Consider the following 18,378-nt stretch of genomic DNA (forward strand, 5'->3'; position numbering starts at 1 on the left):
ACACGGCTAGCCTATCGTCAGCGCAGTTTCCTGAAAAACTCCCGGACCTCACCGACAAACAGTTCAGGCTGCTCGAACGCCGAGAAATGCCCACCCTTCGGCATCTCGCTCCAGTGCTGGATGTTGGTGAAGTTCGTCTCCATCCATTTGCGGACCGGCGTAACGATCTCCTTGGGGAACACCGCAACGCCGGTCGGCACGGTCACCTTGTGCAGGGTTCGCTTGCCCGGCCCAAAGCTTTCCCAGTAGAGCCGGGCCGACGAAGCGGCCGTCGCGGTGACCCAGTACAGCATCACGTTGTCGAGCATCTCGTCGCGGCTGAGGATGTTCTCCGGATGCCCGTCGCAGTCGGTCCAGGCCCAGAATTTTTCCAGGATCCAGGCCGCCTGCCCGCTCGGCGAATCCGTCAGGCCATAGCCAAGCGTCTGCGGCCGGGTGGACTGCTGTTTGGAATAGCCGGAATCCCAGTCGGCATAATATTTGATGCCGTTGAGCGCGCGGGTCTCCTCCGGCGTCGGCTGGCCCTCGACATTGGGCCGCGTCGACATCGCGAGCGTGATGTGGATGCCGGCGCAGTGTGCCGCGTCCTGACCGCCGACCGCGGTCGTGACCGCGGAGCCCCAATCGCCGCCTTGCGCGAAGTATTTGGTGTAGCCGAGCCGTTCCATCAGGACGGCCCAGGCCCTGGCGATCCGGTCGACGCCCCAGCCTGTCGTGGCCGGCTTGGCGGAGAAGCCGAAGCCCGGCAATGACGGGCACACCACGTGGAAGGCATCGGCCGCGCTGCCGCCATGCGCGGTCGGATCGGTCAGTGGCTCGATCACCTTGTGGAATTCGACCACCGAACCCGGCCAGCCATGGGTGATGATCAGCGGCCTTGCCTCCGGATGCTTTGAGCGGGCATGTATGAAGTGGATGTCGAGCCCGTCGATTTCGGTCGTGAACTGGCTGAAGCGGTTGAGCCGCGCCTCGCGCTGCCGCCAATCATAGGTCTCGGCCCAGTAATGGCAGACGTCCTTGATCCATTGCAGCGGCGCGCCCTGGCTCCAATCGTCGACCAGTTCGGCCTCCGGCCAGCGGGTCCGGCGCAGCCGGGCGCGCAGATCCTCGAGGACGTCGTCGCTGACGGCAATGCGAAACGGGCTGATGGCGGTCGTCATGGCGCGTCTCCCCGGGATGTAGACCTTTCTGGGGAAGATAGCGCGCGCGGGTCGCCGATCAAACCCGCGCCGCGCCATTTACTGCGACCCTGGCCGTCCTCTGCACGAACCCTGCACGACAAACCGCGAATTCTGCACGACAAAATCCATCATCGGCCTCGCCATGTTGTTAAGACAGAGGCTGCGGTCAGTCGACATGAATCGGGACGATTGAAGCACTCATGGCGCAACGCATGGAGCTGATGTGGCACTCTATTTGACGAGCATCGTGAACGCCCAGGACGTTTTGTTGAAGCTGGGCGTGCCGCTTGTCATCATGTTCTTGTCGGGGTGGATCATCATCGGGACATGGGTGAACAGGCCTGGCATCGATTCGTCAGGCTTTTCGCCGGCAGCGTCGTCGGCCCTGTTTGCCCCTGTACTCCTCGTCATCTACTTCTTGCTGCTGCAATCCGTCATGCAGGAAGGCATTGCCGCTCACGCGGAGCTCGTCATTTTATACGGCGCGATCTTCGCACCGACATTTCTTCTGCTGCCGCCATTCGCAATCATCTCCCTCGTGCGAGTGCGCCAACGGAGAGCACCGCTCGGCAATGGGCTGCTATGTAGCGCATTCGCGGCCTGGCCGATCTTGCAGGTGGTGTGGATGTGTCTGCTGTTTGGAGAGTGGGAATAGATCGGGTCAAATTACCTGCCGATCGCGGTCTGCAGCAGCGCCTGGGCCTGTTTGGTGGCCTCTGCGAATGCCGGTTGCTCTGGCGCGTGCTGAACGAAGCAGCGCTTGAAGGCGTCGTCGCCCTGCTGGCGCAAATCGCCAAGCTTGTCATAGGCCTTCTTCGTGATCTCTTTGCGATCGAGCTTCTCGGCCGCCGCGTCGGCCTTCTTGTTGTAGTCGGCACGAATGGTCGCGCAGGTCGGCACCTGCACGGCGGGCTCGATCTCGCCACAGGCGATGTAGAATTTGCCGCCAGCAAGCGCCGCGACGAACACCTCATCGCCGGCCTCGGGGGTCGAATCCTGGGTGCGGCCGGCCAGGAAGCCGTAGGTCAGGGTGGCCGGCGACGGCTTGGCGACCGGCAGTTGGTCGAAGTTGATCACTGCGGCATCGGTTGAGATCGCCTGGGTGTAGAGGCCTTCGAACTTCAGGGCCGCTTCGATCTGTTGCGGCACGTTCTTGCTGCCCTTGTCCCACCAGGTCTTGTGCTCGTGCAGCCAGCGGGTGAACAGGGCTTCGGTGGTGACGATGATATGGGCCTTCGGCTCGACGAAGCTCCCGTCGGGGCGCTGCCAGCCGATCTTGCCGCCGTCCCTGCCCTTGTCGGCATCGAAGCGCAGGCCGTCCAGCATGCCGAACCCCATATCGCCGTTATATAGAGTGTCGAGGTTGAGCTGGGCGGGCGCAAAGCCCGGCCAGGCGGACTCGGACAGGATTGCGGTGAGCTGCGTCTTCAGCTCGTCGCGCGCCGCCGCCTCGGCCTTGTCGACGGCCTCGCCGGTCTTGCCGTCCTTCGCCTGTTTGGCGAATTTGGCGATCGCGGCGTCACGCGCGGCAATGTAGCGGTCTTCCAGCGACGCCGCGTGGGCGTGCGAAAGGACCAGGATCGGGGAAAGCGCGAGGGCAAGGCGGAAGATAAAATGCATGCCCTGTGGTCGCCCGCAGGGCATGCAAGGTTCAAGGTCACGGGTACTACCAGCATATCCGACACCGGCAGCCCTCTGCCGGCGCAGGATCTCGTCAGGCCCGACCGTTCAGGCCGCCTCCATTAGGCTGCCTTAAGATTAGGCTGCCTTAGGCCGCCTTGGAGTTCGCCACGTGGGTGGCGATTGCGTCCATCAGCGGCGGCGACAGGCAGTCATAGGGCTCGAGCCCAAGCTCCTTCAGCCGCGACCGGATCCCGGCCATATCGGCCGGCTTGACGCCGGACTCGATCACCGACGACACGAAAGCGGCAAATCCCGGAGCCGCCGAGCCGGACTCCTGGAACAGCTCGGGATGGATGAAGTCGAGGCCGTAGAACGGATGGCCCTTGTTCTCGATCCGGCCGTACATGTGAGTGCCGCAGCCCGAGCAGGCGTGGCGCTGAATCACCGCCGCCGTATCGACGATCTTCAGCTTGTCGCCGTTTTCCAGCACGGTGACGTTCTCGCGCGGCACCACCGCGACCACCGAGAAGGTGGCGCCCGAGGGCTTCCAACACTTGGTGCAGCCGCAGGCGTGGTTATGGGCGACGTCGCCCTTGACCCCGACCTTGACCTTCTTGTCCGCGCATTTGCAGACAAGCGTGCCGCCGGCAAAACTGCCGGAGCCTTGCTTGACGCCGTTGTCGATTGACGGGTGGATATGAACAGTCATTGACCTATCCTCCTAGTGCTTGGTGTTTTGATTCTTAGAACACGACGACCGAACGGATCGACTTGCCCTCGTGCATGAGGTCGAAGCCCTTGTTGATCTCCTCGAGCTTCAGCACGTGGGTGATCATCGGATCGATCTGGATCTTTCCGTTCATGTACCAGTCGACGATCTTCGGCACGTCGGTGCGACCGCGCGCGCCGCCGAAGGCGGTGCCCTTCCAGACCCGTCCGGTGACGAGCTGGAACGGCCGGGTCGCGATCTCCTTGCCGGATTCCGCAACGCCGATCACCACCGAGACGCCCCAGCCTCGGTGGCAGGCTTCCAGCGCCTGACGCATCACGTTGGTGTTGCCGGTGCAGTCGAAGGTGTAGTCGGCGCCGCCGTCGGTCAGCCCAACCAGGTGCTGGACGATGTCGCCGCTTACCTTGGTCGGGTTGACGAAATGCGTCATGCCGAACTGGCGGCCCCAATTGTCCTTGGAGTCGTTGATGTCCACGCCGATGATCTTGTCGGCGCCGACCATCTTGGCGCCCTGGATCACGTTGAGGCCGATGCCGCCGAGGCCGAACACGACGACGTTCGAGCCTGGCGTCACCTTGGCGGTGTTGACCACCGCACCGACGCCGGTGGTGACGCCGCAGCCGATGTAGCAGCTCTTGTCGAACGGCGCGTCCTCGCGAATCTTGGCCACCGCGATCTCGGGCAGCACGGTGAAGTTCGAGAAGGTCGAGCAGCCCATGTAGTGGAAAACCGGCTTGCCCTTGTAGCTGAAGCGCGAGGTGCCGTCGGGCATCACGCCCTTGCCCTGGGTGGCGCGGATCGCGGTGCAGAGATTGGTCTTCTGGCTGAGACAGCTTTTGCACTGGCGGCATTCGGGCGTGTAGAGCGGGATCACGTGATCGCCCGGCTTCACCGACGTCACGCCGGCGCCGACCTCGCGAACGATGCCGGCGCCTTCGTGCCCGAGGACCGACGGAAAGATGCCTTCGCTGTCGAAGCCGTCGAGCGTGTAGGCATCGGTGTGACAGATGCCCGTCGCCTTGATCTCGACAAGGACCTCGCCGGCCTTGGGGCCTTCCAGGTCGAGCTCGACGATCTCAAGCGGCTTCTTTGCTTCGAATGCGACTGCGGCGCGGGTCTTCATCTTGGTCTCCAACAAATATTAAACAGGTTGCCGTTCGCGCCGGACACGCTCACTTCTTGTTGCCCATGCAGGCGTCTTCCGCCTTGGTGTAGGCTTCCGATTTGTCTTCGTGCTTGGCCGGCCGAACACGCCCGGTCGCATCATTGGCGCGGGCGCGCAGGTACACATAGAGGTCGTCCATGTAGCAGGCAACGTTCGGGTTATCGCCGAATGCCGGCATCACGTTCTCCTGCGCCGTGGAGACATTCTTGCGGCCGCTCGCGACCACGCCCATGAAGTCGGCATAACTCATGGTCTTCAGCGAATCCTTCAACGCCGGCGCGTAGGTCGAGCCCATGCCATCGGGTCCGTGGCAGACGTGGCACTCCGAGTGATAGCGGCGGTATCCGGAGTAGGTGTACCAGTCCACCGTGCCGTCGGGCGCCACCTTGAACGTCGGGTCTCCATCCTTGTCGAGATACTTGCCGTCCTCGGACTTGACGGCGGTCGGATCACCCGCGTCCTCGGCGGAGGCAACTCCACCCATTGCCACGACAAAGATCGCGGCACTCACAAACCAGATCTTACGCAAAAGCATATCCTCGCGTGCAGATTGAAGACGGTCCGGCGCATGGAGATCGCTCCATGCGCCGGAACGAGCTTGCTCAGCTCACTGCTGCGGCAGCGAGAACACGGTGAGCGTTCCGCCGAGCGCGGTGTAGTTGCTCAGCGCGGCATAGCCACCGACCGCACCGAGACCGGCCGTCGGATCGGTCAGACCGGCCGCGAGGCCGATGCCCGCCCAACCGCCAACACCCGACAGAATGGCGATGTACTGCTTGCCGCCGTTCTCATAGGTGGTGACGTTGCCGATGATGCCGGACGGGGTCTTGAACTTGTAGAGTTCCTTGCCCGTCTTGGCGTCGACTGCCTTCAGGTAGCCTTCCAGCGTGCCGTAGAACACCACGCCGCCGGCGGTCGCGAGCGCACCCGACCAGACCGAGAACTGCTCCTTGTTCGACCACACGATCTTGCCGGTCTTGCCGTCCCAGGCGATGAAGTTGCCCATGTGGGTTTCACCGGGAGGCGGATACATCGACAGCGTCGCGCCGACATAGGGCTGACCTGCGGTGTAGCTCACCTTGAACGGCTCGTAGTCCATGCAGACGTGGTTGGTCGGCACGTAGAACAGCTGGGTGTCCGGCGAATAGGCCGCCGGCTGCTCGTCCTTCGAACCGAGCGCCGCCGGGCAGATGCCCTTCACGTTGACGTCCTCGCCCGCCTTGTCGGTCGACGCTGCGTCAAGAACCTTCGGACGACCATAGGTCGGCGAGCTCTTGTTCATGTCGACGCCGGAGGTCCAGTTCACCTTCGGATCGTACTTCTCGGCGACCAGCAGTTCGCCGGTGGCGCGATCGAGCGTATAGCCGAGGCCGTTACGATCGAAATGCGTCAAGAGCTTGCGCGGGGTGCCGTTGATCGATTGATCCGAGAGGATCATCTCGTTGATGCCGTCATAGTCCCATTCGTCATGGGGCGTCATCTGGTAGACCCACTTGGCGACGCCGGTATCCGGGTTGCGTGCCCAGATCGTCATCGACCACTTGTTGTCGCCCGGACGCTGCTTCGGATTCCAGGTCGAGGGGTTGCCCGACCCGTAATAGACGAGGTTCAGTTCGGGATCGTAGGAGATCCAGCCCCAGGTTGCGCCGCCGCCGATCTTCCACTGATCGCCTTGCCACGTCTTCAGGCTCGAGTCCTTGCCGACCGGCTTGCCGAGCTCGGTGGTCTTGTCGTCGACCAGGATCTGGTCATCCGGACCTTCCGAGAAGCCACGCCAGACCTGCTTGCCGGTCTTGATGTCGTAGGCGGTCACATGAGCCTGGACACCGAATTCGCCACCGGAGATGCCGAGCAGAACCTTGTCCTTGACCACCAGCGGCGCGGAGGTGCCGGTCGAGCCCTTGCTGGGATCGCCGTTCTTCACCGTCCATTCCACCTTGCCGGTCTTGGCATCGAGCGCGACCAGCGTGGTGTCGGCCTGGTGCAGGAAGATCTTGCCGTCGCCATAGGCAACGCCGCGGTTGACCGTGTCGCAGCACATCACCGGAATGACGTTCGGATCCTGCTTCGGCTCATACTTCCAGACGATCTTGTTGTCCTGCGAAAGGTCAAGAGCATAGACCTTGTTTGGGAACGGCGTGTGGACGTACATCATGTTGCCGATGATCAGCGGACCGCCCTCGTGGCCGCGCAGCACACCGGTCGAAAACGTCCAGGCGACCTGCAACTTTCCGACATTCGAAGCGTTGATCTGATTCAGCTTCGAATAGCGCGTATTGGCATAGTCGCCAGCCGGCATCACCCAGTCTTTCGGGTTCTGCGACATCTTGCTGAGTTCGTCATTGGCGTTGGCGGCTCCGGCGGCGAACACCGCCATGGCGCCAAGGCTGGTCGCGTAAAGCAACTTGCGCATCGTGGATTTCCTCCCAGGGTTCAAGAGCTCAAGGGTTTCCGCCGAAACGGCCCCACTTCTTCCATTTTGGTTGCTCAGTGGTAGTCCCATCGAACCGTGCTGACTTGCCCAGCAGCGAAGCGCCGTTTGCTCAGAAGCGAAGCTTTGTCAGATTTTTGCGGCCGGGCCCCCAATTGGCAGGAAAGGCCGCCTCATGTTGCAGGGCATCAAACGCCCTCGGTGCCGTTCCAGCGTCAGATGGAAGCGGCCCAAGGTTGCGCTTGACGCGCCCAGAACTAAGTCGGAGGATCACCCGACATTAACCGGGAAGAAATCCCGTCGCCTCCCTAAGCTGTTCAGAATCAGGGAGAAGGCGCATCATCCCGGGCCAGACCTAAGCTCGGTGAGCAGTCACGTTGGGGATCGAATCGGTGGCTGGAAAGATGACCGATACAGTCCATTCACTCAGCACGAACGGTTTGACGCCCAAGCGTCAGATCCAGCGCTGGTCGGATGCGCTCACTGACCTCTGCGGTCAGTTCGACGTCGATGCGCTCGAGGGATCTTCGCTCGAGGGCCGGATCAATTTCACGACGGTTTCGCGATTGAAGCTGTGCCAGATCGAGGCAAGCCAGCACCGGATCGCGCACACCATCTCGCGCATCAAGCTGAGCGAGCACCCCTACATCAAGATCGTGTTCCAGACCCACGGCGTCTCGCATTTCGAACAGGACGGCCTGCACTTCGACATCATGCCGGGCGACTGCTTCGCCTACGACGTGTCCTGCCCGCATACGATCATCAGCCCGTCCCTGACCCGTCACGAGGTTGTCATCGTGCCGAAGGACCTGCTGAAGGAGCGCGGCTTCCAGCTCTCCAAGATGGCGCCGTGCAAGCTGTCGGCGCGCAACGGCACCGGCCGCATCGCCTATGATTTCGTCCATGCCGCGTTCGGCGAGGCACCGACACTGACCCCGGTCAACGCGGTCGGCGTCGCCGATGCGCTGATCGACCTGCTGCTGCTGCCGCTGCGCGAGACCGGCGCAATGTTCGACCGCGGCAGCGCGGAGGCGACCTATGTGCGGGCCCAAGGCTTCATCCGCGAGCATCTGCGCGATCCTGATCTCTGCATCGACCGCATTTCCGCGGCGCTCGGCTGCTCGAAGCGCTATCTGCACATGCTGTTCAGCGATCGCGGCATGACGGTCAGCGACTACATCTGGAAGGCTCGGCTGCAGAATTGTCGGCAGGAGCTGGAATCACAGAACGGCAAGACCATCACCGATGTCGCGTTCTCCTGGGGCTTCTCGAGCTCCTCGCATTTCAGCCGCGTGTTCCGGAAGTATTTTGGCATCGCGCCCTCCTCCGTCCACAAGGGCCTGCACGGCGGCATGCCGGCTGACGTGGTGCTGGAATAGCGTTTCCGCCTGGCGTGCAGGCGTCACGCCATGCTGTCCGCGACCAAACTTTCCTCGATCAAGCATTCACTCAAAACCTGGGCGCGCAACCTTAAGCGAGACAGCGTCGCGCTGTATCTCGCAGCGCGTGATCCGCGCGTGCCCTGGTACGCCAAGGCCGTTGCCGTCGCGGTGGCCGCCTACGCGCTGTCGCCGATCGATTTGATTCCGGATTTCATCCCCGTCATCGGCTATCTCGACGACCTGATCCTGCTGCCGCTCGGCATCTGGCTTGCGATCGCGCTCGTTCCGGACGAGGTGATGGCGGAATGCCGCGCCAAGGCCAGCACCATATTGCAGCGTCCGACCAGCTGGGCGGGCATGATCGCGATCATCGTGCTCTGGATCGCCGGCGCACTGGCGCTGGTATGCGCCGCCTTCAGATACTGGCCGCGATCCGCCTCCTAGAGCGTTTTCGAGCAAAGTGGAGGCCGGTTCGCGTGAAGAAAACGCGTCAAAACAAGAATCTCGAGCTTCGGTTCTGATTCAATCAGGACCGAAGCTCTAGGCGCGCGCGGCCTTCGGCACCAGCGCCTCGACCGTCACGCCGTCATCGCCTGAAGTGATATTGAGCGTGCCGCCAAGCGCGAGGATTCGCTCCCGCATGCCGGATAGACCGCGCCCAAGCCGGTGATCCCCGAGCATACCGCGGCCGTTGTCGCGAACCCGCACCAGCGCGCAGCCACGGCTGCCGCGCGGGCCTGCCTGCCGCTCCGCCGGCTCGATCATGATGTCGACTTCAGTTGCGCCGGCGTGGCGAAACACGTTGGTGAGCGCCTCCTGGACGATGCGATAGATCGTCAAATCGGCCATCTCGCCGGTATCGCCGAGATCGGGCGAAATGCGGCTATCGATCTCCACCTCGGGGTGCGACTCACCCCACATCCGCACCAGCGCGCCCAGCGCTTCCGCAAGCCCGAGCTCGGCCAGTCCAACCGGCCGCAAGCGCTCCAGGATGCGGCGGGTGAACTGCTGCAGCGCATTGACCTGCTCGAGGATGGCATTGCCGTGCTTGCGCAGCGCCGAAGGATCGGGCTTTTCGACCTCCGACAGCCGGTTCAGCGCGCCGGCATGCGCGCGCAGCGCAAACAAATACGGCCCGAACTCATCATGCAGTTCGCGTGCGATCTCCTTGCGCTCGGAATCCTGCAGCGACACCGCGCGTTCGGCCAGCTGCCGCTTGCTGTCCACGGCTTCGCCAAGGGTCGCCGCCAAATGGTTCAGTTTGGCACAGATTGCCGCCAATTCCGGCGATCCGCCGGGCTCGACGCGCGCATCGTAATCCCCGGCCTCGATGCCGGTCATGGCCTGCGACAGCGCCTCGAGCGGCGCAAGCGCACGGCCGACCACCAGCATCGTGACGAGAAGCAGCGCCACCGCAATCGCGGAGCCGACCTCGAGCTGGGTGACGATGCCGTCCCAGATCTCGGCCATTTCGTCGTCCGGATGCGAGGTGATGACCAGCGATTGCGGCTTGCCGTGAACCGAGATCGGCACCCGCACCGAGGTCTGCTCGGGATGCACCAGCGCGACGAACCACTCGGGCGGGGCGCGCGGATCGCCAGCCTCCTCCGCCCGGTCCGCCGGCTTTGCGGTCGCGTCATCCTGCCGCGAGATGCTGACATGGCGCAGCCGGCTCAAATCCTCGACGATCTGATCGAGCCGCGCATCGGGGTCCGGCGCCTCGTCGAGACCGGCCACGATCGTCGCGACAAACTCGCGCGCCAGCCGGATCACGCTCTGGTCCTCGGCCTGGACACGCGGCCCCGCTTCCAGTACTAGCCGCGCAATATTGATGCCCAGTCCAAGCGCCAATATCAGCGCCAGCAGCAGGTTGATCCGTGCGCGCAAGGATAGCTTTTGCCACATGACGTTGCCCCCGACCCGCGATCCCTCCTCCGAGAGGATCGTTGACAGCCAAATTTGCCCGGCTATCTAATCGCAGCCTATCGCAATCTCGCGCGAGGTGCACAAGCGGTCGGAACCGACGTGTCCTGGTGCAAACCGATGTGATGATGAGTGAATCAAGGCAGGTCGCGGAACAACGCCATGCGCATTCTGATTGTTGATGATCATCCCATCGTCGCCTCGGGTTGTCGCACCGTGTTCGCCGACGATCCCGAGATCATCCTGCTGGAAGCTGCGGATGCCGAGAGCGGCGAACGGGCTTTCGTCGCTGAAAAGCCCGATCTCTGCGTGATCGACATCAACCTGCCGACGGTCTCCGGCTTCGAGCTGGCGCGCCGCATTCTGTCGCACGATGCATCGGCGCGCCTCATCATGTTCAGCATGAACGACGACCCGGTGTTCGCCGCCCGCGCCATCGATATCGGCGCCAAGGGCTATGTTTCGAAGACCGGCGACCCCAACGATCTGGTGGAGGCAGTGCGCGAAGTCGGCAATGGCGGCGTCTATTTGCCGCCCGCGATCGCACGCAATGTCGCCTTTGCGCGGCCGGGCTTTGCGCAGAATCCGCTCTCCAAGCTGACCTCGCGCGAGATGGAGATCCTGCGCCTGCTCAGTTCCGGCAAGAGCCTGTCGGAGATCGCCTGGCTGGTGCATTCGTCATACAAGACGGTCGCGAACACGTCATCGATCATGCGTCAGAAGCTTGGCGTGCGCACCTCGGCCGAGCTCGTGCGCCTCGCGATCGAGAGCGGCGTCGGCTGACGCAGCACTCCAACCCAGAGGAATACGACAATGCAGACGGTTTCCCAGAACAAGTCGCATGGCGGCACACAGGGCGTGTACCGGCATCCAAGCCGCGAGACCAGGACCGACATGACCTTCTCGGTGTTTGTCCCGGAGCATGCGGCCGGCGCCAAACTGCCTGTGGTCACCTACCTGTCGGGCCTGACCTGCACGCACGCCAACGTCACCGAGAAGGGTGAATTCCGCCAGGCATGCGCCGAACTCGGCCTGATCTTCGTTGCGCCCGACACCAGCCCACGCGGCGAAGGCGTCCCCGGTGATCCCGCCAACTCCTATGATTTTGGCCTCGGCGCGGGCTTCTATGTCGATGCGACGGAGCAGCCGTTCGCCACCAATTACCGGATGTGGAGCTACGTCACCGAGGAATTGCCAAAGCTGATCGCCGAGCAATTCCCGGTCGACACGGCGCGGCAATCGATCCTCGGTCACTCGATGGGCGGCCATGGCGCGCTGACGGTGGCGCTGCGCCATCCGGATCGCTATCGCGCGGCGAGCGCGTTTGCGCCGATCGTGGCGCCGTCGCAGGTGCCATGGGGCAACAAGGCGCTCGGCGGCTATCTCGGCAGCAACAAGCAGGCGTGGCGAAAGCACGATGCGGTGGCGCTGATCGAGGACGGCGCCCGCTTCTCCGATCTGCTGGTCGATTACGGCGATGCCGACGGGTTTCTCACCGAGCAGCTGCGGCCGGAGCTGCTGAAAGCCGCCTGCGCGAAGGCCAACATTCCCCTCACTCTGCGGCGTCAGCCGGGCTACGACCACAGCTACTACTTCATCTCGACCTTCATGGCCGATCATCTGCGCTGGCACGCCGCGCGGCTGAAGGCCTAAGCATCACTTAGGACGACGCCGGTCCATCTCCGTCACCCCCGCGCAACGGCTTTGCCGTTGTCGCTGGAGGAGCCGCGTAGCGGCGTCTCGAAGGGTCGACGGCCCCGACTTTCTCCGCGCGGCTGTAGGTGGGCCGTCATCCTTCGAGACGCGCTACGCGCTCCTCAGGATGACGGGGAAAAATCCGTGCGCGCGAGCTACCGTGCCTGCGGCGCGCCGTAATTCGGCGCGAGCAGGCGGTTGCGCACGAGGTAATTGGTGGCGCGCGACCAGGATTCGTCGGTATTGCCGCGCATGTCGGCGCTCGCCGCGGCCAGCAATTGCCCGCTGTGCACGTCGCGCAGATAGAGATTGATGTTGAGGATCAGGTTGGAGACCTTCTGCACCACGCCTGTCATCACGAGATCGGCGCCCAGCTCGCCGGCCAGCTTCACATCGCACCCGCCGCAGGCCTGAAGATTGCTGCCGTGTGCCGCAGCATTGACAGGCGCGATGTCGAGCACGCGGAACCTGCCTGATTCTGCGAGCTCCTTGCGCACCTGATCGCCGGTCCGGAGCAGCCGCGCCTGCTCGTCAGTCCGCGGCCCGTTGACCTCGCCTTGCAGGCTGGTGTCGATCATCTCGAGGTCGAACACCGCGAGCCTGGGCGGCTCGGCGCGCGCGGCCGCCGCAGACATCACCAGCAATGAGACGACGAAGGCGAACGTTGATCTCATGATTGTGAACCAATCGAATTTGTAACCTCGCAACGACAAAAAGCGGGGTTGCAAGCTAGGCCAATTCGGTCATCTTGCACGTCAACGCATGGTCCGACAACGCCATGCCCGGTGAAGAAAGACTGCGGGAGGAGTTATGTTCCGATGGCTGATCGGCACGATCGCGCTCAGCATGATGACGACCGGAGCGCTGGCGGCTGATCCCGTCGAGGTCCATATCGGCTATCTCGGCCACGCTGGCGTCAAATCGACGCTCTCGCTGCTCGACCAGCCGGCCGATAATGACGGCATCGCCGGCGCACGGCTTGCGATCGAGGACAACAATACGACCGGAAAATTCCTCAACCAGCGCTTCGTGCTCGACGAGGTCAAGGTCAAGGACAGCGACGACGTCGCCAAGGTCGCGACCGATCTCGCCGGCCGCAACGACTACATCATCACCGACCTGCCCGCCGATGCCCTGCTCAAGGTCGCCGATGCGCTGCGCGACCGCGGCACCGTGCTGCTGAATACCGGCGCGATCGACGACCGGCTGCGCGAGCAGGACTGCCGCGGCAACGTCATCCATGTCGCACCGACCCGCTCGATGCTGGCCGACGCGCTTGGCCAGTACCTGGTGTGGAAGCAGTGGAAGCGCTGGTTCCTGGTGGTCGGCTCGCACGATCAGGACAAGCTCTATGCCGACGCGCTGCGCCGCGCCGCCACCCGTTTCGGCGCCAAGATCGTCCAGGAGCGGACATTCGAGGATACCGGCGGGGCACGCCGCACCGACTCTGGCGTGACCTTGATCCAGCGCCAGATGCCGGTGTTCACGCAGCAGGCGCCGGCTTACGACGTGCTGGTCGCGGCCGACGAGAGCGAGGTGTTCGCGAACTATTTGCCTTACCGGACCTGGGACCCGCGGCCGGTGGCGGGCTCGGCCGGCCTGGTGCCGACGAGCTGGGACGCGGCGCATGATCAATGGGGCGCCGTCCAGATTCAGAACCGCTTCATCAAGCTCAACATGCGCCGCATGACGGCGATCGACATGCAGGCCTGGATCGCCGCGCGCATGATCGGGGAGGCCACGTCGCGCACCAATTCGGGGGATCCCAGGAAGGTCATCGCCTTCCTCAAGGGCCCCGACTTCTCGATCGCCGCCTTCAAGGGCACGCGATTGACCCTGCGAAACTGGAATCTGCAGCTGCGCCAGCCGATCCTGCTGGCCGATGGTCGTATGGTGGTCTCGGTCTCACCGCAGGAAGGTTTCCTGCACCAGGTCTCCGAACTCGACACGCTCGGTGTTGACCGGCCTGAAACGAAGTGCAAGCTGCAATGAGGGAGAATGAACGCATGTGGCGCCGCTGTCTGTTGACCGGGATGCTTGTTTGGCTTGCCGCGGCGCCGGCATCCGCTTTTGTTGCCTATGTCTCCAACGAAAAGGGCAACACGGTTACGGTGATCGACACCACTAGCTGGACGGTGACAAAAACCATCAAGGTCGGCCAGCGGCCACGCGGCATCGAGTTCTCACGCGACGGCAAATTCGTGATGGTCGCGGTCGGCGATGACGACACGATCCAGGTGATCGACACCAAGACCCAGGAGATCGTCGACACCCTGCCCTCCGGCCCCGACCCTGAACTGTTCGCCCAGGATGCCGCCGGCAAGACCATGTATGTCGCCAACGAGAACGACAACACGGTCACCGTGATCGACCTCGAAAAGCGCGCCCGGATCGGCGATATCCAGGTCGGCGTCGAGCCCGAGGGCATGACGATCAGCCCGGACGGCAAGATCCTGATCAACACCTCCGAAACCACCAACATGGCGCATTTCATCGACACCGCGACGCGCCAGATCGTCGCCAATGTGCTGGTCGATTCGCGGCCGCGCTTTGCCCAGTTCAAGCACAACAGCTCTGAATTGTGGGTATCGTCCGAGATCGGCGGGACGGTGTCGATCATCGATCCCGTCAAGCACGAGGTGACGGGCAAGATCACCTTCGAGATTCCGGGCCTGCGGAACGAGGCGATCCAGCCCGTCGGCATCGGCATGACCAAGGATGACAAGACGGCGTTCATCGCACTTGGCCCTGCCAACCGCGTCGCGGTGGTCGACGCCACCAGCCACAAGGTGATCAAATATCTCCTGGTCGGCCAACGGGTCTGGCACATGGACTTCACCCCGGACGAAAAATATCTGCTGGTCACCAACGGCGTCTCGAACGACGTCTCGGTGATCGACGTTGCGGCCCAGAAGGTGATCAAGACCATTCAGGTCGGCGAACTGCCCTGGGGGATCACGATCGCGCAGCCATGACCGCAACCGACGCCCATATCGCGAGCCAGCCCTCGCCTGACGCAGCTCCAGGAGCCGCAGCCGCGGTGCAGCCGGCACTGTCGATCGGCAATGTCAGCCACAGCTACGGGCCGCGGCGCGCCCTGATCGATGTCAGTTTCACGGTCGCGCCGGCGAGCTTCACCGCGCTGCTGGGCCTCAATGGCGCCGGCAAGAGCACGCTGTTCTCGCTGGTGACGCGGCTGTTCGGCATCCAGCACGGCCAGATCAAGATCTTCGGCCACGACATCAGCCGGACGCCCGGTGAAGCGCTGCGGCTGATGGGCGTCGTGTTCCAGCCGCGCACGCTCGATCTCGATCTCTCGCTGACGCAGAACCTGCTCTATCACGCCGCGCTGCACGGCATCTCGCGGCGCGAGGCGTGGCTGCGCAGCGCCGCGGTGCTCGGCCGCATCGGCCTTGCCGACCGTGCCGGCAGCAAGGTGCGCGACCTCTCGGGCGGCCAGATGCGGCGGCTCGAGATCGCCCGCGCGCTGCTGCACCGTCCCAGGCTGTTGCTGCTGGATGAGGCCACCGTCGGGCTCGACGTCAAGGCGCGCGCCGACATTCTCGATCATGTCCGGCAGCTCGTCACCGAACAGGGCATCGGCGTGCTCTGGGCAACCCATCTGTTCGACGAGATCATGCCGAACGACGACCTCGTCGTGCTGCATCAGGGCAGGATGCTGGCGCACGGTCCGGTGTCGCGCGTGATCGCGGAGGCCGGTGCCCAGGACGTCAACACCGCCTTCATGCGCCTGACCGGAACGGCCACACTTTCGGGGAGACCGCCGTCATGACCAGCACGACGGTCACGCCCGAGCGAAGCGGCTTCTCGCTGTCGGAATACATCGTCTGCCTGAACGGCATCGTGTGGCGCGAGGCGCTGCGCTTCCTGCATCAGCGCGAGCGCTTCGTCTCGGCCCTGGTCAGGCCGCTGGTCTGGCTGTTCATCTTCGCCGCCGGCTTCCGTCAGGTGCTCGGCATCTCGATCATCCCGCCCTACGAGACCTATATCCTCTACGAGGTCTATATCGCGCCCGGCCTGATGGCGATGATCCAGCTCTTCAACGGCATGCAATCCTCGCTGTCGATGGTCTATGACCGCGAGATGGGCAACATGCGCACGCTGCTGGTCAGCCCGCTGCCGCGCGGCTATCTCCTGTTCTGCAAGCTGCTCGCCGGCACCGCGGTCTCGCTGCTGCAGGTCTACGCTTTCCTCGTCATCGCGTGGTTCTGGGACATCGCGCCGCCAACGATCGGCTATCTCACCGTGCTTCCGGCGCTGGTGCTGTCGGGCCTGATGCTCGGCGCATTGGGCATGCTGATCTCGGCCAGCATCAAGCAGCTGGAGAATTTCGCCGGCGTGATGAACTTTGTGATCTTCCCGATGTTCTTTGCATCGTCGGCGCTCTATCCGCTCTGGCGCGTGCAGGAAGGCAGCCCGATGCTGTATTATGTCTGCCAGTGCAATCCGTTCACCCATGCGGTGGAGCTGATCCGGTTCGCGCTGTATGGCAAGATGAACTGGGTTTCGCTCGCGGTGGTCGGCGGCTGCACGGTGGTGTTCATGATCGGCGCGATCGTGGCTTACGATCCCTCGCGCGGCCTGGTGCGCCGCGGACCCGGCGGAGGCGAGGCATGAGAGGTCTACGAATCGGACTGGGTGCGCTGTGCGCGATGGTTCTGTCGAACCAGGTCGCATCCGCCGCGGACCCGCGCTATCCGGACTGGCCTTGCGCACAGGCCAAGGTGCCCGAGATCTCGCTCGCCGCCGTCTGGGCCGGGCCGCCGCTGGGCGATGCCGAGACCAAATGGAAGGACGATCCGAAGATCAGCGCACTCGCGGCCAAGCTCGCGGCACGCCGCATTCCGCTGGAGGACGCGCAGAAAGAGATCACCGAGTTCCTGTCGGCCGCCGCGGCCGACAAGGCCAATGCGGGAAAGCTGCTGTTCGCGGGCCTGTTCAACACGCTCAACGGGCAGCGGGCCTCGGTGATGAACGGGCTCGAACGCGTGATGCGCAAGCAGCGGGAGGCCGCGGAAAAGATTCGCGCCGATACGCTTGCGCTGCAGGCACTGCAGGACGCCACACCGCCGGATCAGGCCAAGGTCGATGAGCTCGGCAATCAGCTGGTCTGGGAGACGCGGATTTTCGAGGACCGCGGACGCGTGGTGCGATTCGTCTGCGAGGTGCCGACCACCATCGACCAGCGCCTGTTCGCGCTGGCCCGCACCATCCAGCAGGAGCTGGATTGAGGCTGCGACCGATCGCCCCGGCGGTCATGAACATGCCTCCCAATGTGTTCACTCGGGCGGCGCCGATCCGGAACAAACTGCGCGCTCCGCTCGTTGTCTCCAACTATATCTGAAGTTCGGAGGCCTCGATGAGAGCAGCCAAGATCGTCATGACCGGCCTTGCGGCCGCGAGTCTGGTCACGTCAGCGGCTTTGGCCCAGCAACCCATGTCGGGAATGGTCACCAAGATTGACCGATTGAGCGGAACCATCTCGATCCAGCAGACACAGAGCGGAACCGTTGGCGCGGCTGGCGGAGCGATCCAGGAATACAAGGTACCCAAAGGACAGTCGCTGGAGGACCTTCACGCCGGCGACAAGGTGACGTTCACCACAGCGGACGGCGACGGCGGCAAGACGATCAGCAAGCTCGACAAGCAGAAGTAGCTCGCAAACCGCGCGTGAGGGCGGGCTCATTGCTCGCCGTCGCGCGGCTCGGGCTGCGCATCCGCCAGCGGCAGTTTGGCGCGCCCCCACCCGTCGGTTCCATCCGGATACCACGCCACGTTGCGGTAGCCGTAGGACAGCACGCGCCTGGCGGCGTTCCACGACATCCAGCAATTCTCCTGGCAATAGATCACCAGCAGTCTCGCCTTGTCGTCGCCGGAGGCACGGGCCAGTCCGCGTCGCAGATACGCCTCCGTAGGCGCGGCGAGCCTGCCGTAGCCGGTGTCGGGCAGCCAGATGCTGCCGGGGATATTCTGATGCGGCCGCTCGCGCCACACCGTGCCGGCAGGCAGATTTGGTTTCGGCGCGCGCGGCAGCACGTCGACGAAGGCGCCGGATTTCTCGCGCCAGATCGCTTCCGCTTCCGCGGTCGTGAGCACCTGTGCGCCGGCAAGCGTTGTCGGCACCGGCGCGCGATAGTCCTCGGTGCGATAGCCCTCGGGTTCTGCGGGATGGTCCTGCGCGCGGACAGGCGAAGCGGCGACCAACATCACCGCCAGCATGGCCGCAA

Annotated in this window: 20 protein-coding genes; 11 read left to right on the forward strand and 9 right to left on the reverse strand. The window is 63.7% G+C overall.

All coding sequences use genetic code 11. The annotated features are described in order from the left end of the window. Positions 1-17: 17 nt before the first annotated feature. Positions 18-1,160: an epoxide hydrolase family protein gene (locus G6P99_RS32750; RefSeq protein WP_165124974.1), complete on the reverse strand. Its 1,143-nt coding sequence runs from the start codon at positions 1,158-1,160 to the stop codon at positions 18-20. A gap of 244 nt (positions 1,161-1,404) precedes the next feature. Between G6P99_RS32750 and G6P99_RS32755 the strand changes: the two genes are divergently transcribed. Further along, entirely contained in the window at positions 1,405-1,836 is a 432-nt protein-coding gene (locus G6P99_RS32755) for a hypothetical protein (RefSeq protein ID WP_029080043.1), read from the forward strand. Between the two features lie 11 nt (positions 1,837-1,847). Here G6P99_RS32755 and G6P99_RS32760 read toward each other — a convergent pair whose 3' ends face one another. From G6P99_RS32760 to xoxF5, 5 genes are all read right to left on the reverse strand, one after another. After that, positions 1,848-2,801 (reverse strand): hypothetical protein, encoded by a 954-nt coding sequence (locus G6P99_RS32760; protein WP_029080044.1) that lies wholly within the window; start codon positions 2,799-2,801, stop codon positions 1,848-1,850. A gap of 148 nt (positions 2,802-2,949) precedes the next feature. Further along, positions 2,950-3,513 (reverse strand): S-(hydroxymethyl)glutathione synthase, encoded by a 564-nt coding sequence (gene gfa, locus G6P99_RS32765; RefSeq protein ID WP_029080045.1) that lies wholly within the window; start codon positions 3,511-3,513, stop codon positions 2,950-2,952. A gap of 34 nt (positions 3,514-3,547) precedes the next feature. Next, complete coding sequence (locus G6P99_RS32770; RefSeq protein WP_029080046.1) at positions 3,548-4,657, reverse strand: S-(hydroxymethyl)glutathione dehydrogenase/class III alcohol dehydrogenase; 1,110 nt, start codon at positions 4,655-4,657, stop codon at positions 3,548-3,550. 49 nt (positions 4,658-4,706) lie between these two features. Further along, positions 4,707-5,183: a c-type cytochrome, methanol metabolism-related gene (locus G6P99_RS32775; protein ID WP_035976611.1), complete on the reverse strand. Its 477-nt coding sequence runs from the start codon at positions 5,181-5,183 to the stop codon at positions 4,707-4,709. Between the two features lie 123 nt (positions 5,184-5,306). Beyond that, positions 5,307-7,112, reverse strand: coding sequence for a lanthanide-dependent methanol dehydrogenase XoxF5 (gene xoxF5 / locus G6P99_RS32780; RefSeq protein WP_029080048.1), 1,806 nt, complete (start codon positions 7,110-7,112; stop codon positions 5,307-5,309). Between the two features lie 422 nt (positions 7,113-7,534). Between xoxF5 and G6P99_RS32785 the strand changes: the two genes are divergently transcribed. Then, a complete protein-coding gene (locus tag G6P99_RS32785; RefSeq protein WP_029080049.1) occupies positions 7,535-8,509 on the forward strand; it encodes a helix-turn-helix domain-containing protein in 975 nt (324 codons plus the stop codon). 30 nt (positions 8,510-8,539) lie between these two features. Continuing rightward, positions 8,540-8,956 (forward strand): YkvA family protein, encoded by a 417-nt coding sequence (locus G6P99_RS32790; RefSeq protein WP_051346134.1) that lies wholly within the window; start codon positions 8,540-8,542, stop codon positions 8,954-8,956. 96 nt (positions 8,957-9,052) lie between these two features. On the opposite strand, the gene G6P99_RS32795 is transcribed toward G6P99_RS32790, so the two are convergent. After that, positions 9,053-10,417 (reverse strand): histidine kinase, encoded by a 1,365-nt coding sequence (locus tag G6P99_RS32795; RefSeq protein ID WP_165124977.1) that lies wholly within the window; start codon positions 10,415-10,417, stop codon positions 9,053-9,055. Positions 10,418-10,597: 180 nt separating this feature from the next. Between G6P99_RS32795 and G6P99_RS32800 the strand changes: the two genes are divergently transcribed. Together G6P99_RS32800 and fghA are read left to right on the forward strand one after the other, a co-directional pair. Continuing rightward, on the forward strand, positions 10,598-11,218 hold the full coding sequence (locus G6P99_RS32800; protein ID WP_029080052.1) for a response regulator transcription factor: 621 nt from the start codon (positions 10,598-10,600) through the stop codon (positions 11,216-11,218). A gap of 30 nt (positions 11,219-11,248) precedes the next feature. After that, positions 11,249-12,088, forward strand: a complete 840-nt coding sequence (gene fghA, locus G6P99_RS32805) for an S-formylglutathione hydrolase (RefSeq protein WP_029080053.1) — start codon at positions 11,249-11,251, stop codon at positions 12,086-12,088. A gap of 197 nt (positions 12,089-12,285) precedes the next feature. Here the strand turns inward: fghA and G6P99_RS32810 are convergent, their stop codons facing one another. After that, positions 12,286-12,765 (reverse strand): DUF3280 domain-containing protein, encoded by a 480-nt coding sequence (locus G6P99_RS32810; protein WP_029080054.1) that lies wholly within the window; start codon positions 12,763-12,765, stop codon positions 12,286-12,288. A 175-nt stretch (positions 12,766-12,940) separates the two neighbouring features. Between G6P99_RS32810 and G6P99_RS32815 the strand changes: the two genes are divergently transcribed. The 6 genes from G6P99_RS32815 (at position 12,941) to G6P99_RS32840 (ending at position 17,807) form a co-directional block, all read left to right on the forward strand. Further along, positions 12,941-14,122, forward strand: a complete 1,182-nt coding sequence (locus tag G6P99_RS32815) for an ABC transporter substrate-binding protein (protein WP_029080055.1) — start codon at positions 12,941-12,943, stop codon at positions 14,120-14,122. A gap of 14 nt (positions 14,123-14,136) precedes the next feature. Further along, a complete protein-coding gene (locus tag G6P99_RS32820) occupies positions 14,137-15,105 on the forward strand; it encodes a YVTN family beta-propeller repeat protein (protein WP_245284606.1) in 969 nt (322 codons plus the stop codon). Beyond that, positions 15,102-15,923 (forward strand): ABC transporter ATP-binding protein, encoded by an 822-nt coding sequence (locus tag G6P99_RS32825; RefSeq protein WP_029080057.1) that lies wholly within the window; start codon positions 15,102-15,104, stop codon positions 15,921-15,923. The genes G6P99_RS32820 and G6P99_RS32825 overlap by 4 nt, the downstream gene beginning before the upstream one ends. Beyond that, positions 15,920-16,768 (forward strand): ABC transporter permease, encoded by an 849-nt coding sequence (locus G6P99_RS32830; RefSeq protein ID WP_029080058.1) that lies wholly within the window; start codon positions 15,920-15,922, stop codon positions 16,766-16,768. The genes G6P99_RS32825 and G6P99_RS32830 overlap by 4 nt, the downstream gene beginning before the upstream one ends. Beyond that, complete coding sequence (locus G6P99_RS32835) at positions 16,765-17,382, forward strand: hypothetical protein (RefSeq protein WP_035976578.1); 618 nt, start codon at positions 16,765-16,767, stop codon at positions 17,380-17,382. Before G6P99_RS32830 ends, G6P99_RS32835 begins: the two co-directional genes overlap by 4 nt. Before the next feature lie 128 nt (positions 17,383-17,510). Then, positions 17,511-17,807 (forward strand): copper-binding protein, encoded by a 297-nt coding sequence (locus tag G6P99_RS32840; protein WP_029080060.1) that lies wholly within the window; start codon positions 17,511-17,513, stop codon positions 17,805-17,807. 26 nt (positions 17,808-17,833) lie between these two features. On the opposite strand, the gene G6P99_RS32845 is transcribed toward G6P99_RS32840, so the two are convergent. After that, on the reverse strand, positions 17,834-18,370 hold the full coding sequence (locus G6P99_RS32845; RefSeq protein WP_035976615.1) for a PQQ-dependent catabolism-associated CXXCW motif protein: 537 nt from the start codon (positions 18,368-18,370) through the stop codon (positions 17,834-17,836). Positions 18,371-18,378: the final 8 nt, after the last annotated feature.

Origin of the sequence: Bradyrhizobium sp. 6(2017) (genome assembly GCF_011058295.2) — a bacterium.
GTDB classification, from domain to species: Bacteria; Pseudomonadota; Alphaproteobacteria; order Rhizobiales; family Xanthobacteraceae; genus Bradyrhizobium; species Bradyrhizobium septentrionale.

What these genes read in the sequence shown, in the direction of transcription:
- G6P99_RS32840 (WP_029080060.1), top strand. Translation starts at nt 17,511, where the DNA reads ATGAGAGCAGCCAAGATCGTCATGACCGGCCTTGCGGCCGCGAGTCTG.
- xoxF5 (WP_029080048.1), bottom strand. Translation starts at nt 7,112, where the DNA reads ATGCGCAAGTTGCTTTACGCGACCAGCCTTGGCGCCATGGCGGTGTTC.
- G6P99_RS32845 (WP_035976615.1), bottom strand. Translation starts at nt 18,370, where the DNA reads ATGCTGGCGGTGATGTTGGTCGCCGCTTCGCCTGTCCGCGCGCAGGAC.
- G6P99_RS32770 (WP_029080046.1), bottom strand. Translation starts at nt 4,657, where the DNA reads ATGAAGACCCGCGCCGCAGTCGCATTCGAAGCAAAGAAGCCGCTTGAG.
- G6P99_RS32790 (WP_051346134.1), top strand. Translation starts at nt 8,540, where the DNA reads ATGCTGTCCGCGACCAAACTTTCCTCGATCAAGCATTCACTCAAAACC.
- G6P99_RS32800 (WP_029080052.1), top strand. Translation starts at nt 10,598, where the DNA reads ATGCGCATTCTGATTGTTGATGATCATCCCATCGTCGCCTCGGGTTGT.
- G6P99_RS32815 (WP_029080055.1), top strand. Translation starts at nt 12,941, where the DNA reads ATGTTCCGATGGCTGATCGGCACGATCGCGCTCAGCATGATGACGACC.
- G6P99_RS32820 (WP_245284606.1), top strand. Translation starts at nt 14,137, where the DNA reads ATGTGGCGCCGCTGTCTGTTGACCGGGATGCTTGTTTGGCTTGCCGCG.
- G6P99_RS32795 (WP_165124977.1), bottom strand. Translation starts at nt 10,417, where the DNA reads ATGTGGCAAAAGCTATCCTTGCGCGCACGGATCAACCTGCTGCTGGCG.
- G6P99_RS32810 (WP_029080054.1), bottom strand. Translation starts at nt 12,765, where the DNA reads ATGTCTGCGGCGGCCGCGCGCGCCGAGCCGCCCAGGCTCGCGGTGTTC.
- G6P99_RS32830 (WP_029080058.1), top strand. Translation starts at nt 15,920, where the DNA reads ATGACCAGCACGACGGTCACGCCCGAGCGAAGCGGCTTCTCGCTGTCG.
- gfa (WP_029080045.1), bottom strand. Translation starts at nt 3,513, where the DNA reads ATGACTGTTCATATCCACCCGTCAATCGACAACGGCGTCAAGCAAGGC.
- fghA (WP_029080053.1), top strand. Translation starts at nt 11,249, where the DNA reads ATGCAGACGGTTTCCCAGAACAAGTCGCATGGCGGCACACAGGGCGTG.
- G6P99_RS32785 (WP_029080049.1), top strand. Translation starts at nt 7,535, where the DNA reads ATGACCGATACAGTCCATTCACTCAGCACGAACGGTTTGACGCCCAAG.
- G6P99_RS32835 (WP_035976578.1), top strand. Translation starts at nt 16,765, where the DNA reads ATGAGAGGTCTACGAATCGGACTGGGTGCGCTGTGCGCGATGGTTCTG.
- G6P99_RS32775 (WP_035976611.1), bottom strand. Translation starts at nt 5,183, where the DNA reads ATGGGTGGAGTTGCCTCCGCCGAGGACGCGGGTGATCCGACCGCCGTC.
- G6P99_RS32750 (WP_165124974.1), bottom strand. Translation starts at nt 1,160, where the DNA reads ATGACGACCGCCATCAGCCCGTTTCGCATTGCCGTCAGCGACGACGTC.
- G6P99_RS32760 (WP_029080044.1), bottom strand. Translation starts at nt 2,801, where the DNA reads ATGCATTTTATCTTCCGCCTTGCCCTCGCGCTTTCCCCGATCCTGGTC.
- G6P99_RS32825 (WP_029080057.1), top strand. Translation starts at nt 15,102, where the DNA reads ATGACCGCAACCGACGCCCATATCGCGAGCCAGCCCTCGCCTGACGCA.